The organism is Larkinella fluvii (genome assembly GCF_051857545.1).
In the GTDB taxonomy this organism is placed as follows: Bacteria; Bacteroidota; Bacteroidia; order Cytophagales; family Spirosomataceae; genus Larkinella.
The window spans coordinates 606,659-622,441 of the sequence record NZ_JBPZHB010000005.1; the positions used below are offsets into that span (position 1 = coordinate 606,659).

Sequence of the window (15,783 nt, forward strand, 5' to 3'; positions counted from 1 at the left end):
ATTGAAAGAGGGTTTTAAATGGGTTAATGGCTAAATGGTTGAATGGTTACATGGTTAAAATGGCTGGAAATGGTTACATGGTTAAAAATGGTTGTCAGTCACCCGTTTTCAACCATGTAACCATCCCAAACCATTCAACCATTTTAACCATGTAACCATTCAACCATTTAGCCATCAACCCATTTTCAATCACCAAAAACCATATCAACCATTCAGTACTTGAAAAAAATTGTCACTTTCGGTGAAGTCATGATGCGTCTGGCGCCACCGGGTTTTGCAAAATTTACGCAGGCGCATTCGTTGAATGTGGTCTATGGCGGAACGGAGGCCAATGTGGCGGTTTCGCTGGCTTGTTTCGGTTGCCAGACGGCCCACGTCACCCGTTTTCCCGACCATGCGCTGGGGCGGGCTGCGGCCGCTACGTTGCGGTATCACGGCGTCGATACGACGAGCATCAGTTTCGGCGACGGACGGCTGGGGCTGTATTTCCTGGAAACCGGGGCCGTGAGTCGCGCCAGCCAGATCATTTACGACCGCTACGATTCCGCTTTTTCGCTGATTCGACCCGGTGATTTCGACTGGGAAACAATTCTCTCCGGTGCCGACTGGTTCCACTGGTCGGGCATCACGCCCGCCCTGTCGCAACAGGCCGCCGATTGTTTGCAGGAAGCCATCGAAACGGCCAACCGGCTGGGGGTAATGGTTTCGGGTGATATTTATTTCCGGAGTAATCTGTGGAAATACGGCAAAAAACCGCAGGACATTTTACCCGCATTAACCGCCGGTTGCGATCTGGTGCTGGGCAATCAGGAAAATTTCGAAGAACTCTACGGCGTAAAAGCAGACTCCTTCGAAGATGCCTGCCGGAAAATGCAGATCCAGTTTCCGCGGATTCAGTATTTTACCGATACCGAACGGCAATCCCTGAGCGCGTCGCATAACCGGCTGATGGCCAAGTTTTTCGATGGTTCAAAAACCTATTCATCAGATGTATATGACATCACGCACATCGTCGACCGAATCGGGGGTGGTGATGCGTATCTGGCCGGATTGATCTACGGGTTGTTAACCAAAAACGATCCGCAATACGCCGTTGAATTTGGTGCGGCTGCTTCGGCCCTGAAACACACCGTCGAAGGCGACGCCAATCTGGTTTCGGTTCAGGAAGTAGAAGCCATGGTCGGTGGTGACAAGTCGGGACGACTGAGAAGATGATTGTGAATTAAGAGTTAAGAGTTAAGAGTTAAGAGTTAGCTGACGCATGTAACTCTTAACTCTTAACTCTTAACTCATAACTAAGAATACTGTGGCTCGTTTTTCAAGATTAGAAGTTTATCAAACCATTCGGCAGGTGCCGGTGGTACCGGTTTTTTACCACGCCGACGCCGACGTTTGTCGTGAGGTGCTGGGGGCCTGCTACCGGGCCGGCATCCGGGCGTTTGAATTTACGAACCGGGGTGATTTTGCGCACGAACTGTTTGCGGAACTCGCCAAAATAGCCGCCCGTGATTTCCCGGAGCTGGTGCTGGGCGCCGGAACGCTGGTGGAAGCCGGAACGGCGGCCCTTTACATTCAGTCGGGGGCCAATTTCATCGTGGGGCCGTCGTTTCACGAGTCCATCGCCCGCACCTGTAACCGCCGGAAAGTGGCCTACATGCCGGGCTGTGCAACGCTCACCGAGATTTCAACCGCCGAAGAGTTTGGGGTGGAAGTGGTCAAGGTCTTTCCTGGCGACACGCTGGGACCCGGCTTTGTCAAAGCCGTGAAAGGTCCGATGCCGTGGACGAGTGTCATGGTGACGGGTGGCGTCGAGCCGACCCGCGAAAGCCTCAGCACCTGGTTCAAGGCGGGCGTAACCGCCGTGGGCATTGGCTCCCAGTTGTTCCCGAAAGAGGTGCTGGCCAACCGCCAATACGATCAAATCGAAACAAAAGCCAAAGAAGTACTCGCCATTCTGGCGGAGTTAAGAGTTAAGAATTAAGAGTTAAGAATTAAGAGTTGGCCAATTCTTAACTCTTAATTCTTAACTCTTAACTTAAATTGCGCTCTATTCATTTAGGATTTACTTTTACACAATACTGGTAACATTTGACGCCGTCCAGGCGACCAAGCAACGTATCCATCATCATGACACCACTGAATCGTTCGAATCATCCGGCCACCATTCACCCTGAGCGCGTGTTGCAATTTGGCACAGGCGTTTTGTTGCGTGGATTACCCGACTATTTGATCCATAAAGCTAACCAGCAGGGTATTTTCAACGGCAGCATCGTTGTGGTGAAATCCACCGGGGGCGCAACGGATGAATTTGCCGAACAGGATGGGTTGTATACGGTGGTGACGCGAGGAATTCAGAAGGGTCAAACGGTGGATAAACACACGGTGGTGTCGGCCGTCAGCCGCGTCATTTCGGCCAAGGAAGACTGGAAAGCCGTGCTCGACATTGCCAAAAAACCGTCGTTGCAGGTCATCATTTCCAACACGACCGAAGTTGGAATCCAGTATGTGGCCGAGAGCATTTTCCAGAATCCTCCGCAGTCATATCCGGCCAAACTAACGGCTTTCTTATACGAACGATTCAAGAATTTTGGCGGTGGCCGCAGCAAAGGGATGGTGGTCATTCCCACCGAACTAATTACCGACAACGGGCTGAAACTGCGCGACATCGTCGAAAAAGTAGCCAAACACAACGAACTCGGCAAGCTGTTTATGAAGTGGCTGAAATACCATGTTCGCTTCTGTAACTCACTGGTCGATCGGATTGTACCGGGAAAACCCGACGCCGAAACCCTGCTCCGAAAACAGGAAGAACTGGGCTATGAAGATAAGTTACTGATCATGGCCGAACCCTACCGGCTGTGGGCCATCGAAGGCGACGACCGCGTCAAAAGCGTGTTGACCTTTGCGAAAGCCGACCCGAGTGTCGTGATCGACGAAGACATCAATTTTTACCGCGAGCGCAAACTCCGCGTTCTGAACGGAGGCCATACCATCAGCGTGCCGCTGGCGTATTTGCTCGGTCTGGAAACCGTCAACGAAATGATGCTGCACCCGCTGATGGGTCGTTTCGTGGAGGAGGTGATTACGCAGGAGATTGTGCCGACCCTGCCCGAGTGGATGATTCCGGAAGAAAACCCGGATGCCGTGCGCGAATTTGCCGCCGACGTGCTCGACCGGTTCCGCAATCCGTATATCGAACACCTTCTGCTCAGCATTACGATGCAGGAAACCTCCAAAATGCGCGCCCGGAATCTGCCGACCATTCAGCGGTTTGTGGAACAGCAACAGCAGGTGCCACAACGAATGGTACTCGGTTTTGCGGCTTACCTGCGGTTTATGAAAGCCGTTCGGTTCGAAAAAGGGGCCTATCTGGGCGAAGCGACTACGCCTTCCGGTGGCATCATCACCTACCCCATCCGCGACGATTACGCCGAATATTTCTTCAATATGTGGCAGAAAGTCGATGTACACGATGCGGCTTCGGTGCGCAATTTCGTTCACGCCATCTGCGACGATTCGGCCCTGTGGGAAATGGATCTGCGACCCCTCAGCGGTTTTGCCGACGCCGTTGCCGAACAGCTCAATAATCTGCTCACGCTGGGCGTTGAAGCGACTATTGAACGCCAGATGGCAACCGCCGAGTCTACGACCAGCGGCTCAGGAATTGATTGAAAGCATCTTTGTGCTGGTCACTGACGGGAATGGTGGCCGAACCAATCTGGATGGTGTTGCGCGTTACGGCCTCAATTTTGTCCAAAGCGACGATAAACGAGCGGTGAACGCGCATAAACCGCCGGGAGGGCAGTTTGTCTTCCAGGGCTTTCAAACTCGTTAGCGACAGAATCGGCTTCGGAACAGCTTCGGGGCGGTCTTTTCGTAAGTGCACTTTCACGTAATCCTTCAGTCCTTCGATGTAGAGAATGTCATTGAAGGCAATCCGGACCAGTTGGTACTCCACTTTCAGAAACAGGTATTCTTCTTCCGGTTCGGGCGCAACCGGCAGCGTGATGGTGGGCCGGTTGATCAACTCAAAGTAGGCCCGGGCCTTGTTGGCTGCCCGCAAAAATTCTTCGTAATTAAACGGTTTGAGCAGGTAATCCAGCGCATCGACCTTGTAGCCTTCCAGCGCAAAATGATTAAAAGCCGTTGTGAAAATGATCCTTGGGGCGCTGCCGGTTTGATTCCGCTCCAACACACGGGCGAGCTCCATCCCCGTCAGATCGGGCATTTGAATATCCAGAAACAACAGATCGACCGGATGATCGTGCAGGCCCTGTAAGGCTTCGACGGCGCTGCTGTAGCGACCAGCCAGGGTAAGAAACGGCGTTTTTTCGACAAACGCACACACCAGCCCGAGGGCCAGGGGTTCGTCGTCTACCGCAATGCAATTGAGGGTCATGTAAGTTGCAGGTTCAGATGAACCAGGTACTCGTTTTCGGGGGTGTCTTCTTTCACCGAAAGCTCATAGCGCTCGGGATAGAGCAAATCGAGCCGCCGACGTGTGTTGGTAAGGCCGATGCCACTGCCGACTTCGAGTGACTGATTTTTTTCGGGAAAGATCGTGTTTCTCACTTCCATTTCCAACTTTGACCCTTCCTGGTGAATAACAATACTGATCCGGCTGGGTCGCATGGCACTGACCCCGTGTTTAAAAGCATTTTCGACAAAAGGCAGCAGCAGCATCGGCGCCACCGGCACATCCTGCAAAGGTGTTGGCTGTTCGAGCGTCACGGTTACTTTATCCGTTAGCCGAAGCTGCATGAGTTGAATGTAATCCTGAACAAAGTCGATTTCCTTGCTCAGCATGGTGGTATCGTTACCGGTTTCGTAGAGAACGTACCGCATCATACGCGACAGCCGGTGCAGGGCTTCCCGCGACGCTTCTACGTCGAGGAGCGTCAGGGCGTAAATGTTGTTGAGCGTATTGAAAAAAAAGTGGGGATTGATCTGGGCTTTCAGAAAAGACAATTCGGAACTAACCCGGGCCTGTTCCAGACTCAGCCGCAGCCGGGCGTCTTCCTGCCATTTCTGAACGGAGGCAATGCTGGTTCCGATGCCTAACATCAAAAACGTGGTAACCAGCACCGACTGGCTCCAGCCCCAGATATTCCGGGGTTTCCGAACTCCACCCTCGGGGTGAAACGCCCTGAACATCAGTTCCGGTAAGTTAAACCAGGTGTCGATGCTAAACAGCAGGATCAGGACAATGGCCGCCGTCAGAACAAGCGATCCAACATACATCCCGGTTTTATCGCGGAAGAGCAGTTGAGGCACCAATACCAGCGTGTTGAGGTAAAAGGCACCGACCAGCAGACAGAAGTAAATCCCCTGTTTGATCCAGAACAAAGTGGGCAACGTAACATCCCAGTTCAATGGCTGATAAACCAGCAGGGCAAAGCCCAGCAAGCCCCAGGCCAGAACGTGCGTCAGGACCGGGACATTACGACGTAACGTGAGTAAATTCATGGGATGATAGGATGATTGCGAGCAAAACACTCAGGTTCAAAAATCTTCTGAAACGACAAAACAACCTGGTATCAAATGAAACCAGGTTGTCCAACTACCATCTCTATTAAAAAATATCTGTGCAGCAAGTGTATCTATGTAGTGATCGTTCGACGGAAATCAAGGAAGGTGTCGAAACGGGTAAAAGTGTCAATTGATTTACAATCATACGGCACAAAAGCCAAAACCGACGGGAAGAATCGACAAATTGCCAGCTTGTCCCGACCAATAGCCGATTTTTACCTATTAGCCACCTCCGAACCTCTTTTCGGAACAAAACCGGTTCATTTTTGGCATTAATCGGTCGAAACACGCCTTTAGTCGACATCCGTAACTTGCTGGTATATCGCGTTTTGCGGGCCGTTTTTTCCGCTGTTGCTTTGTATCGTTGATCAGCCGAAACCGGCCACCAACCCACCAATCAGTTCATTTCACACAAAAATACATAATCGTATGAAAACCGCATTTGCTTCCATCGTTGCCGCTCTTTTGGTCAGTGCCTCATCCTTGAGTTTCGCCAACATCACCCCCAAACCGGGTGATCAGGCCCCCTTCGAGTCCTCGGTCATTGCGTTTCCGTCTACCATGAAAATTGACGTAGTTGTTCAGAATCTGGAAGGTGCCAACCTGACGATCCGGCTCGTCGACCGCCTGGGCAATATCCAGGCCACGCAAAGACTCGGCAAACACGAGAAAGCCCTCCGTACCCGCTTCGATATCAGTGCTCTAACCGACGGCATCTACAAAGTAGTGGTGTCGGATGGTGCCAACACCCGGACGCAGGAAATCAATATTTCGACCAACGTGCCAACCCCCACGACCTACCGCACGGTTTCCATTGGGTAATTTGTTGATCAGGACAACCGCCGATGGGTAGTTGTCCTGATCTTCATCCCAATAATACCATTTGGATTCATCGGTCAAAAGACGTCATCCGGCGACGTTTTCACGCCCTTAGTCTATTTCGTTTTCCAGAATCCCCCCACAATCGTTGATTTGCATATTCATTGTCTAATGAACTCGAAATCATGAACAAATTTTCCCTCTCTCTATTTGTTACAGTACTATGCAGTCTGGCTGCCGTTCAGACATTCGCCCAGTTTCCGGGCGGGGGCGGTGGTTTTGGCGGGGGTCGCATGGGACCCGGTGGCCAGCGCGGTGGTGAAAAAGAAAAAACATTCATTCCCGGAACGGTAGACGACGATAAACCCCGCGGCAACGGCAAGATTTCCGGTCTGGTGATGGACTCGACTTCCAACAAACCCGTTGAATATACGACCATTGCCCTGCTCGACATCAAAACCGGCAAGCCCATTGACGGAACCACCGCCGACGGCAAAGGAAAATTTACCCTATCCAAACTCGCTCCCGGCGAATACCGACTCCAATACTCTTTCATTGGTTACCAAAATAAAGTGTCGGCTCCAATCAAAATTGAGAAGGGGTCGGATATGAACGTGGGCGTCATCAAACTGTCGCAGGACGTGCGGCTGCTCAACGAAGTAACCGTTACGGGTCAGGCGGCTCTGATTGAAGAGAAAGTAGACCGGCTGGTGTATAACGCCGAAAAAGACATTACGTCCAAAGGGGGCGATGCCGCCGACATCATGCGGAAAGTCCCGATGCTGAGCGTCGACCTGGACGGTAACGTCAGTCTGCGTGGCAGCAGCAACGTTCGGGTTCTGATCAACAACAAACCGTCGACCATTGTGGCCAGCAGCGTAGCCGACGCGCTCAAGCAGATTCCGGCCGACATGATCAAGTCGATTGAAGTCATCACCAGCCCATCGGCCAAATACGACGCGGAAGGTTCAGCTGGTATCATCAACATCGTCACCAAAAAGAATACGCTACAGGGCGCAACCCTAAACATGGACGTCGGCACGGGCAACCGGAGTTCGAACCTGAACCTGAACGCCAGCTACCGTCAGGGCAAAATGGGCTTCAACCTCGGCGGTTTTGGCCGGGCGATGTACAACATCAGAGGAGCTTTCAACAGCACGCAACAGACCATCGGCCAACTGGGCACGACCACCACAATTCAAAACGCCGATACCCGCCAGGCCGGGATGTTCGGTAACTATCAGTTGGGGTGGGATTACGACATTGACAAAAACACCTCGCTGTCGGCCAGCCTGCGCTACGGGATGCGGAACATGACCAACTATCAGGACAACCTGCAAACGCTGTCGTACATCAACCTGCTGTCTACCATGACCGGTCGGAACGTGGAAACCAAAAACCTCTCCGGTACGGTCGATGCCAACGTGAGCTACACCAAGACGTACAAGCCAAACCAGGAATTCAGCGTTCTGGGGTTATACAGCCGCAATAACAACACCAACAACTTTGTGGCGGAACTGCTCAATGGCACCGACATGCAAACCATCACCAGCCGCCAGCGCAACGACAACCTGAGCTACAACCAGGAATCGACCTTGCAGATGGATTACCAGACGCCGATCAAAGCAAATCAGTTGCTGGAGTTTGGCGGAAAAGGCATCTTTCGGAATGTCAACAGCGACTACCAGTATTATACGACGATGGGCGATAACGAGAACTATCAGATCAGCCCGATTCAACCGGCCAATACGCTGGACTACAACCAGAACATCATGGCAACGTACGTTGCCTACACGTATGCATCCAAGACGAAATGGACACTGAAAGCCGGTGGCCGTTACGAGTACACGTTCATCAACGCCAAGTTCAGTAACGAGCAGGGCAGCGATTTGAGTGACATTCCGGACTACGGTGTTTTTGTACCGAGCGTGAACCTGTCGAAAGGACTGAAAGGCGGAAAAATCGTGAAACTAGGTTACAACCGCCGGATTCAACGGCCGGGCATCCAGTTCCTGAACCCCAACATCAACGCTGCTAACCCCCTCAACACCAGCCAGGGGAATCCGTATCTGAGACCGGAATATACCGACAACGTTGAACTGGGCCTGAGCGGTCAGATCAAGAAATTCTACATGAATGCAACGCTGTTTGCCCGCCAGACCAACAACTCCATTACGAGTGTTCGGGATGTGACACAGATCAATACCGGAACCACCGAAAACCCGGTGTTTCAGCAGGCCATCAGCAGTACCTTCCAGAACATCGGGAAAGAGCAGGCCTATGGGGTGAATTTATTCACGAATGTGACCCTGTTCTCCAAATGGCAACTGGGTGGTGGTGTTGATCTGTACCACACGTATCTGACCAACAACAACGCCAGTGCCATCTACGGCGCTTCCAACTCGGGCTGGGTCATCGGTGGCCGGTTGTTCACGAGCGTTACGCTGAAAAACGGCTGGGGCCTACAGGGCTTCGGTGGAGGACGCGGGCGGCAGATCAACCTGCAGGGTTATCAGGGCAGCTTTGCGTTCTACAACCTGGGTGTCAAGAAAGATTTCAATAACAAACGGGGCAGCATCGGTCTGGGTGCCGAAAACTTCCTGAACCACCCCTTTAAAGTGCGTTCGGAATCGTCATCACCGATTTTGACCCAGAGAAGCGTCAACAGCATGTACAATGCCGGGGTTCGCGTGAACTTCTCCTACCGGCTGGGTAAAATGAGTCTCGACGGTTCCGGTTTCAGCTTCGGCCGCCGGAAGAAAACCATCAACAACGACGACCAGAAAGGCGGTGGTGGTGACGATGGCGGTGGTGCCGTACAACAGGCTCCCGCCACCGGTGGCGCAACGGGCGGACGTCCCCGTCAAAAATAATTTGGAGTACCCTGAATCCATGGCCGCACTTTCAGACCAAACTCTGAAAGTGCGGTTTAGTTAAAACCGTATCATTTAACCAACCTCTCTATTTTTTATGAAAACGAAGCAAATTTTTGCCGGCCTGTTAGCTCTGGGTATGCTGGCTTCCACCCCATTGACCATCATCGCCGGAACGCCGGGATCGGACAAACGTCCGGGAAAAGTCGTCGCCAAAACCGTTACCTACGCGGTTGATACCGAACAGAGTACCGTGGTCTGGAACGCCAAGAAAGTGGGCGGTGAACATACCGGAAACATCAAATTATCGAAAGGCGAATTCGTTTTCAATGGCAACAAGTTGACAGCGGGTACGTTTACGGCCGACATGACGACACTGAGCGAGAATAAAAACAGCGAGCGCGTGGTGAACCACCTGAAAGGCGATGATTTCTTTTCCGTCGACAAGAACCCAACGGCCGCTTTCAAAATCACGAAGCTGGATGCCATTTCGGGAGCCAAAGCCGGAGAAGCCAACTACAACGTAACCGGCGATCTGACCATCAAAGGAAACACCAACCCCATTACGTTTCCGGCGGTTGTGAAAGTAGCGGGCGACGCGGTGGAAGCTACGGCGAAACTGGTTGTCAACCGGCTGGCGTACGACATCAAATACCGGGCTGCGGTTATCGGTACGGCGGCTGATAAAATCATTGAAGATACCTTTACGCTGGATCTGAAACTGGTCGGCAAGAAATCGAAACCGATGTAATTCAGAACCGTGCAGTTTCTGCTCACCGTTTTAAGTCATTCGTTGTCAAAAGGATTTACGCGTTTTCATTAATTAATACTATTTTTAATGAAAACCGCTACATTCTAATGGCAACGAATGATTTTTTTATGGCATTCGCTGCTCAACAACAAACCACAAAGAATACCGGACCAATTAGCATGAACTACAAAGACTATTTACCAAAACCGCTTTCCATCCTGCTGAATACCGGGTTGCTGATTGGGTTGGCTTCGTTTACGATACAAGACAACCCCAAAGATCAAAAACCGGATGAAAGCCGGTTTACGCCCGTCGTCATTGCTGAGAATTTAGACGAACCGATGGTGTTTGAAGTGCTCAAAGATGGCACGGCCTACATCATCGAACGCAAAGGCGCTTTCAAAAAATACGACCCGGCGACCAAAACCGTCAATCTGATTGCGACCATTCCCGTCAACACCAAATACACCAGTGCAGAAGGCGTCTCACGCGAAGCTGAAGAAGGGCTGATGGGGCTGTCGCTCGACCCCAATTTCGATAAAAACCACTGGGTGTATCTGTATTATGCCCACCCAACCGAAAAGAAGCACATTCTGACCCGATGGAATCTGGTCGATGACAAGCTGAGTTCCGAAAAGGTGGTGCTGGAAGTAACAACCCAGCGCGAAGTATGCTGCCATACCGGGGGTGGGATGACCTGGGACAAAGCCGGGAATCTCTACCTGACCGTTGGCAACAACACCGGCAACCAGCAGGCGGCCCAAACCGACGAACGACCCGGCCGCGCCAGTTGGGATGACCAGGGACACGCCGGTAACACCAACGATTTACGCGGTAAAATTCTGCGCATTCACCCCGAAGCCGATGGTTCGTATACCATTCCGGAAGGCAATCTGTACCCAAAAGGAACCGCCAAAACCCGTCCTGAAATCTATTCGATGGGCCACCGCAACCCCTGGCGGATTTCCATCGACAGCAAAACCGGTTTTCTCTACTGGGGCGAAGTTGGCCCCGATGCGGGTGAAGACACCGAAATTGGTCCGCGCGGGTACGATGAGCTGAACCAGGGCCGGAAACCGGGCAACTTCGGCTGGCCGTGGTTTGTCGGCAACGACCAGGCTTTCCCGGTTTTCGATTATGCAACGAATAAACCGCTGGACAAAAAAGACCCTAAAAAACTTGTTAACAATTCGCCCAACAACACCGGTTTGACAGAACTACCGCCCGTAGCGCCTTCTTTCATCTATTACCCGTACGGTATTTCGGAGAAATTCCCGCTGGTGGGCAGCGGTTCGCGCAGTGCGACGGGTGGCCCGATTTATCACCGCTCCGATTTCAAAGATCCCAAGCGTCCGTGGCCAGCGTATTACGAAGGAAAATGGATTGCGACCGACTTCTCCCGGGGCTGGATTATGGCCATCACGATGGACGAAAATGGCGATTACCAATCCATGGAGCGGGTATTACCCAACTACCGCCCGGTTGAACCGATCGACATGAAATTTGGGCCGGATGGTGATTTGTATACACTGGAATACGGCAGCAACTGGTTCCGAAAAAGCGATAATTCGCGGCTGGTTCGGCTCGAATACAACGGCGGAAACCGCAAACCGCTTGTGCAGGCAGCCGCCAGCAAAAAAGGCGGCACGGTTCCTTTCCAGATCACCTTATCGTCGGAAGGCAGTAAAGATTTTGACGGCGACGCGCTGAAATACCAGTGGAAAGTGGCTTCGGGCGGTGGGGCCGCCCGGGTTTTTACGACTGCAAACCCAACCGTATCCTTCGATAAACCGGGCGTTTATACCGCCACGCTGACGGTGAGCGATCCGAAAGGCGCCAGCAACAGCCAGTCGGTAAAAATCATCGCAGGCAATGAACCGCCCGTTGTGGCCGTGAATTTAACCGGTAACAAGTCCTTTTTCTTCCCCGATAAACCGATTCAGTACGCGGTTCAGGTAAGCGATAAAGAAGATGGTAAACTTGCCGGGCCGAATGCAACATCGGGGCAAATCAGTCCGTCGCGGGTCGCCATCAGCATCGATTACACATCCGAAGGCTTCGATTACGCCGAAGTGATTCAGAGTCAGCGCAGTGTCGATGCTTCGACGCAATTCGCCGTGGCCCAGACCCTGATCGGCCAGAGCGATTGCAAAGTATGTCATCAGGTTACCACTAAATCCGTTGGGCCGTCTTTTCATGACATTGCCAACCGGTATAAAGGCAAATCCGAAGCGTCGGGTCAATTGGTCAAAAAAATCATCAACGGTGGTGGTGGCGTCTGGGGCGAAGTCGTGATGCCCGCTCACCCGGCAATGTCGGCCGGTGATGCCGCTGCGATTGTTAAATACATTCTGAACAGCACCGAAAAAACCTTGAGTACCCTGCCGACGCAGGGTAGTTATGCGCTCAAAATTCCGGAAGGCGACAACGGAAAAGGGACGGTACTGGTGCGGGCGGCTTATACCGACCGGCCGGTCAAAACCATTCCTTCGCAGACCTCGGAAAGCCAGCTTATTCTGCGCAACCCGGAAGTCAGCCCGGCCGATGCTGAGGTCACCAAAGGCGTTGATATCAAAGCCCGGGGTATGGGAACCGGGGTGAGTTTGGTGGCTTTTTCAAAGGGGTACATCGGGTATAAAAAGCTGGACCTGACCGACATCAAACAACTGGAACTCATTGCTTCGGCTCAGAAACGCGATGGCAGTATCGGCGGAACCATTGAAATCCGGCTGGACTCTCCAACGGGCGATCTGATCGGTCAAACCGTTGTGGAGGTGGCCCAACCGAGAGCGCCAGGGGCCGCACCCACGGCGACGGCCATTCAAACCGCCGGTGGCAATGCGCCCACAGCCGGAACGGGTGTTACCACTCCGCCAAAATCAACCACGGCGGCTGCTCCTTCTTACACGCCCCGTGGCCCGGTTCCTCTGAAAGTTGCACTGAAAGAAACCAACGGGGTTCATGATGTCTACCTGGTTTTCAAAAATGAACAAGCGAAAGCCATTGAGCCGCTACTGTCTCTGGTCAGTATCAAGTTCAGCCCGGTAGAAAAATAGGCATACTCTTACCAAAACGAACAGAGCCCGAATGGAGGTTTTCTCGGCTCGGGCGCTGTTCGTTTTGAACGTTAACTAAAGGCAAGATTACCTTCCTGCAACGCTTTTTCGTACTTTTCTTTATTAAACCGGAACAAATACGGCGACTTGAAAGCTCCTCCTTTCCGTTGCTCTTCCAGCCGTTCGATGATGCCCAACGCCCGCATTTTCTTGGAAAAATTACGGGGATCCAGCGGTCGGTTCAGGATTGTTTCGTAGAGTCGCTGGAGTTCGGGCATGGTGAATTTTTCGGGCAGCAGATTATAGCCAACTGGCTGCCAGCTCAGTTGAACCCGTAACGTTCTGAGGGCCACGGCGACAATATGGTTGTGATCGAAAAGCAAGGAGGGCAATTTTTCAACATCCCACCACCGGCATTCATCCGTTAGAAAATCAGCGGTGGGAGTTACTTTCGAAAAATCGACCAAGGCAAAATAGCCAATTGACACGGTGCGGTCGGGCCATTGTCGGGTCGAGGTATCCGGCCAACTCAGTTTCTGGCTGATTTCCTGCCGATTATACCGTACGTCTTCGCCAAAGGTGTGAAACTGTTGCAGAAAAAGCTCCTTAATCCCGGTGCGTTCTTCCAGAATACGTTGAGCAGCCACGTCGACCGATTCATTCTTGTAGATAAAACCGCCCGGCAATCCCCACTCCTCGGTCTGCTTCCATCGTAACAACAACACTTTCAACTGGTTATCATAAAATCCAAAAATCACGCAGTCGATTGAAAGGCCCAACACACACCGTATGTCGACCTCTTTGAAATACTCCTCCAGTTGTTTTTTGTAATTCATAGGGAAAAAATAAAAAATAAGCTTTATGTATTCCTTACATATTCACTATTTATTTTTATACCCTGTCAGCGGTCGCAGACTCTGACAGGTATAAACCTACCCATGATGAAATCATTCCCCATCCGAATTTTCCTGGGCTTTCTGTTTGTGACCCAGTTTCCATCCGTTCAGGCGCAGCAAGCGCACGTTAATTTAGACTGGAATCCGCATAAAAACACCCAAAACCTGAATCCCTTTGGTGCCAACGTCATCTCACCGGAGGTAAGCGACGATCACAGGGTGACGTTTCGACTCAAGGCACCCCGGGCTCAGGAAGTGCTGTTAACCGGTGGCCCCATGCTGCTGGCACTCAAGGCCAGTAAACCGATTCCGTTTAAAAAGGACAACGATACGCTGTGGACGCTGACCGTCGGGCCGGTGAAACCGGACATTTACGTCTACAAATTTATCATCGACGGTGTAACCGTGGTCGACCCCAACAACACCCTCACCGGTTTTTCGGACCAGCCGGGCTACAGCCAGTTGGTCGTTCACGGCGATGGCCCGGCGTATTACGATGCCCGCCAGGTACCACACGGAACCTTAAGCCGCCACACGTACCATTCTGATGTGCTTAACGGCGAACGTGAATTATATGTCTATACACCACCTGGTTATAACCCGAAGAAAAAATACCCGGTTTTATACCTGCTGGGCGGAAGCGGGGAACTGGCTTCCACCTGGTCGCTGGACGGTCGGGCCAACTTTATTGCCGACAACCTGATTGCGGAAGGCAAAGCCGTTCCGATGATTATTGCCATGCCGAACAACCAGGTGATTCACCGTAGTGACCCAAGGCATACCGAGTTGACATTCAAGCTGTTTGAAGAAGAATTGAGAAAGCAGATTGTACCGTTCGTCGATAAGAACTACAGTACGCAAACCACCCCGAAAGGCCGGGCGTTGGCGGGTCTATCGATGGGCGGACGACACACCCAACTGGTGGGTTTCAATTGCCTGGATTTGTTCAGTTCGTTTGGTTGCCTGAGTTCCGGCGATCTAAATACTGAGCAGACCAGCGCAACATTCCTGAACGATCCGGATATCAATAAAAAAGTAGATTATCTCCTCGTTGGACAAGGGACCGGCGAGGTGGCCACCATTGGGCTACGGGCGGTTGCGTTGCATGAGGCTTTGCAAAAACACAATGTGAAGCACGATTATTACGTAGGGGGCGATGGTGCTCACGATTGGGCAACCTGGCGACATTTGCTCTATTACCGCTTGCTACCAAATCTATGGCAAAAGAAATAGTTTAGTTTTCTCCTACCCTACCGGCTATCAACCCGGCCAAGTTTTATTGGTACGGCCATCGACAGAGTGCTTGCCGGGGCCTACAAAATAGAGGGTAAAATAGACCAGGAAATACAACAAAGGCATCTCTTTTTTCCCAAAAGGGTCTGCTCCGTGGGCAAAAAACGTAACCACGAGCATGTTGATCATGAGGATGATGGCTCCTACCCGGGTTTGAAATCCGATCAGAATCAGAATTGAGCACACAAACTCGGCCATCATAGATAGAACCAGCGATGGCGCACTACCAATTCCAATGGGATCGCCGAAGGTGAAATTGCCGGTAAGTACTTTCATGAATTTAGGCCAGCCATGTGTCAACATTAGAGCTGCGACACCCATTCTCAGCACCAGTAGTGAAAAATGCACCATCAATGGGCTAGCTTTTGTTCCTAACAGTGGTTTCATAGCAAATTGTCTGGTTACTTACCTAAACGGCCTTTCGCAGGCGTCTGTTTAGGTTTTTTTGCAAAAATACGTTTTGCCCGAATCCAGAGACCAATGTAGAATCTCTCCCGCCCGGATCGTTTTCCTTTCCTAATTTTCTATTCTTTGAAAGTTGTCAGCCAATTTACCTTTCATTAATA

12 protein-coding genes are annotated in these 15,783 nt (G+C 51.7%); 8 read left to right on the top strand and 4 right to left on the bottom strand.

Annotated elements, in window-relative coordinates; all coding sequences use genetic code 11:
* The first annotated feature begins 219 nt into the window (after positions 1–219).
* The 3 genes from ACS5NO_RS15945 to ACS5NO_RS15955 all read left to right on the top strand — a co-directional run bounded on the left by ACS5NO_RS15945 (position 220) and on the right by ACS5NO_RS15955 (position 3,672).
* Positions 220–1,215 carry a PfkB family carbohydrate kinase gene (locus tag ACS5NO_RS15945; RefSeq protein WP_439416088.1) on the top strand — a complete coding sequence of 332 codons (996 nt, stop codon included), beginning with the start codon at positions 220–222 and terminating at the stop codon, positions 1,213–1,215.
* A gap of 91 nt (positions 1,216–1,306) precedes the next feature.
* Positions 1,307–1,981: a bifunctional 4-hydroxy-2-oxoglutarate aldolase/2-dehydro-3-deoxy-phosphogluconate aldolase gene (locus tag ACS5NO_RS15950; RefSeq protein WP_439416089.1), complete on the top strand. Its 675-nt coding sequence runs from the start codon at positions 1,307–1,309 to the stop codon at positions 1,979–1,981.
* 146 nt (positions 1,982–2,127) lie between these two features.
* Positions 2,128–3,672 (top strand): tagaturonate reductase, encoded by a 1,545-nt coding sequence (locus tag ACS5NO_RS15955; protein WP_114409082.1) that lies wholly within the window; start codon positions 2,128–2,130, stop codon positions 3,670–3,672.
* On the opposite strand, the gene ACS5NO_RS15960 is transcribed toward ACS5NO_RS15955, so the two are convergent.
* Both ACS5NO_RS15960 and ACS5NO_RS15965 read right to left on the bottom strand, forming a co-directional pair.
* Positions 3,644–4,399, bottom strand: a complete 756-nt coding sequence (locus ACS5NO_RS15960) for a LytR/AlgR family response regulator transcription factor (RefSeq protein ID WP_439416090.1) — start codon at positions 4,397–4,399, stop codon at positions 3,644–3,646. The genes ACS5NO_RS15955 and ACS5NO_RS15960 overlap by 29 nt on opposite strands.
* Positions 4,396–5,466 carry a sensor histidine kinase gene (locus tag ACS5NO_RS15965; RefSeq protein ID WP_138993274.1) on the bottom strand — a complete coding sequence of 357 codons (1,071 nt, stop codon included), beginning with the start codon at positions 5,464–5,466 and terminating at the stop codon, positions 4,396–4,398. The genes ACS5NO_RS15960 and ACS5NO_RS15965 overlap by 4 nt, the downstream gene beginning before the upstream one ends.
* A 492-nt stretch (positions 5,467–5,958) precedes the next feature.
* On the opposite strand from ACS5NO_RS15965, the gene ACS5NO_RS15970 reads away from it, so the two are divergent.
* The 4 genes from ACS5NO_RS15970 to ACS5NO_RS15985 all read left to right on the top strand — a co-directional run bounded on the left by ACS5NO_RS15970 (position 5,959) and on the right by ACS5NO_RS15985 (position 13,028).
* Positions 5,959–6,351 carry a T9SS type A sorting domain-containing protein gene (locus ACS5NO_RS15970; RefSeq protein WP_439416091.1) on the top strand — a complete coding sequence of 131 codons (393 nt, stop codon included), beginning with the start codon at positions 5,959–5,961 and terminating at the stop codon, positions 6,349–6,351.
* 182 nt (positions 6,352–6,533) lie between these two features.
* Entirely contained in the window at positions 6,534–9,221 is a 2,688-nt protein-coding gene (locus tag ACS5NO_RS15975) for a TonB-dependent receptor (protein WP_439416092.1), read from the top strand.
* Positions 9,222–9,318: 97 nt separating this feature from the next.
* Positions 9,319–9,972 carry a YceI family protein gene (locus tag ACS5NO_RS15980; RefSeq protein ID WP_439416093.1) on the top strand — a complete coding sequence of 218 codons (654 nt, stop codon included), beginning with the start codon at positions 9,319–9,321 and terminating at the stop codon, positions 9,970–9,972.
* 179 nt (positions 9,973–10,151) lie between these two features.
* Positions 10,152–13,028, top strand: a complete 2,877-nt coding sequence (locus ACS5NO_RS15985; protein WP_439416094.1) for a PQQ-dependent sugar dehydrogenase — start codon at positions 10,152–10,154, stop codon at positions 13,026–13,028.
* Between the two features lie 71 nt (positions 13,029–13,099).
* Here ACS5NO_RS15985 and ACS5NO_RS15990 read toward each other — a convergent pair whose 3' ends face one another.
* Entirely contained in the window at positions 13,100–13,864 is a 765-nt protein-coding gene (locus ACS5NO_RS15990; protein ID WP_439416095.1) for an NUDIX hydrolase, read from the bottom strand.
* Between the two features lie 102 nt (positions 13,865–13,966).
* Here ACS5NO_RS15990 and ACS5NO_RS15995 point away from each other — a divergent pair, with 102 nt between their 5' ends.
* Complete coding sequence (locus ACS5NO_RS15995) at positions 13,967–15,157, top strand: esterase (RefSeq protein ID WP_439416096.1); 1,191 nt, start codon at positions 13,967–13,969, stop codon at positions 15,155–15,157.
* Between the two features lie 27 nt (positions 15,158–15,184).
* On the opposite strand, the gene ACS5NO_RS16000 is transcribed toward ACS5NO_RS15995, so the two are convergent.
* A complete protein-coding gene (locus ACS5NO_RS16000) occupies positions 15,185–15,604 on the bottom strand; it encodes a DoxX family protein (protein WP_439416097.1) in 420 nt (139 codons plus the stop codon).
* Positions 15,605–15,783: the final 179 nt, after the last annotated feature.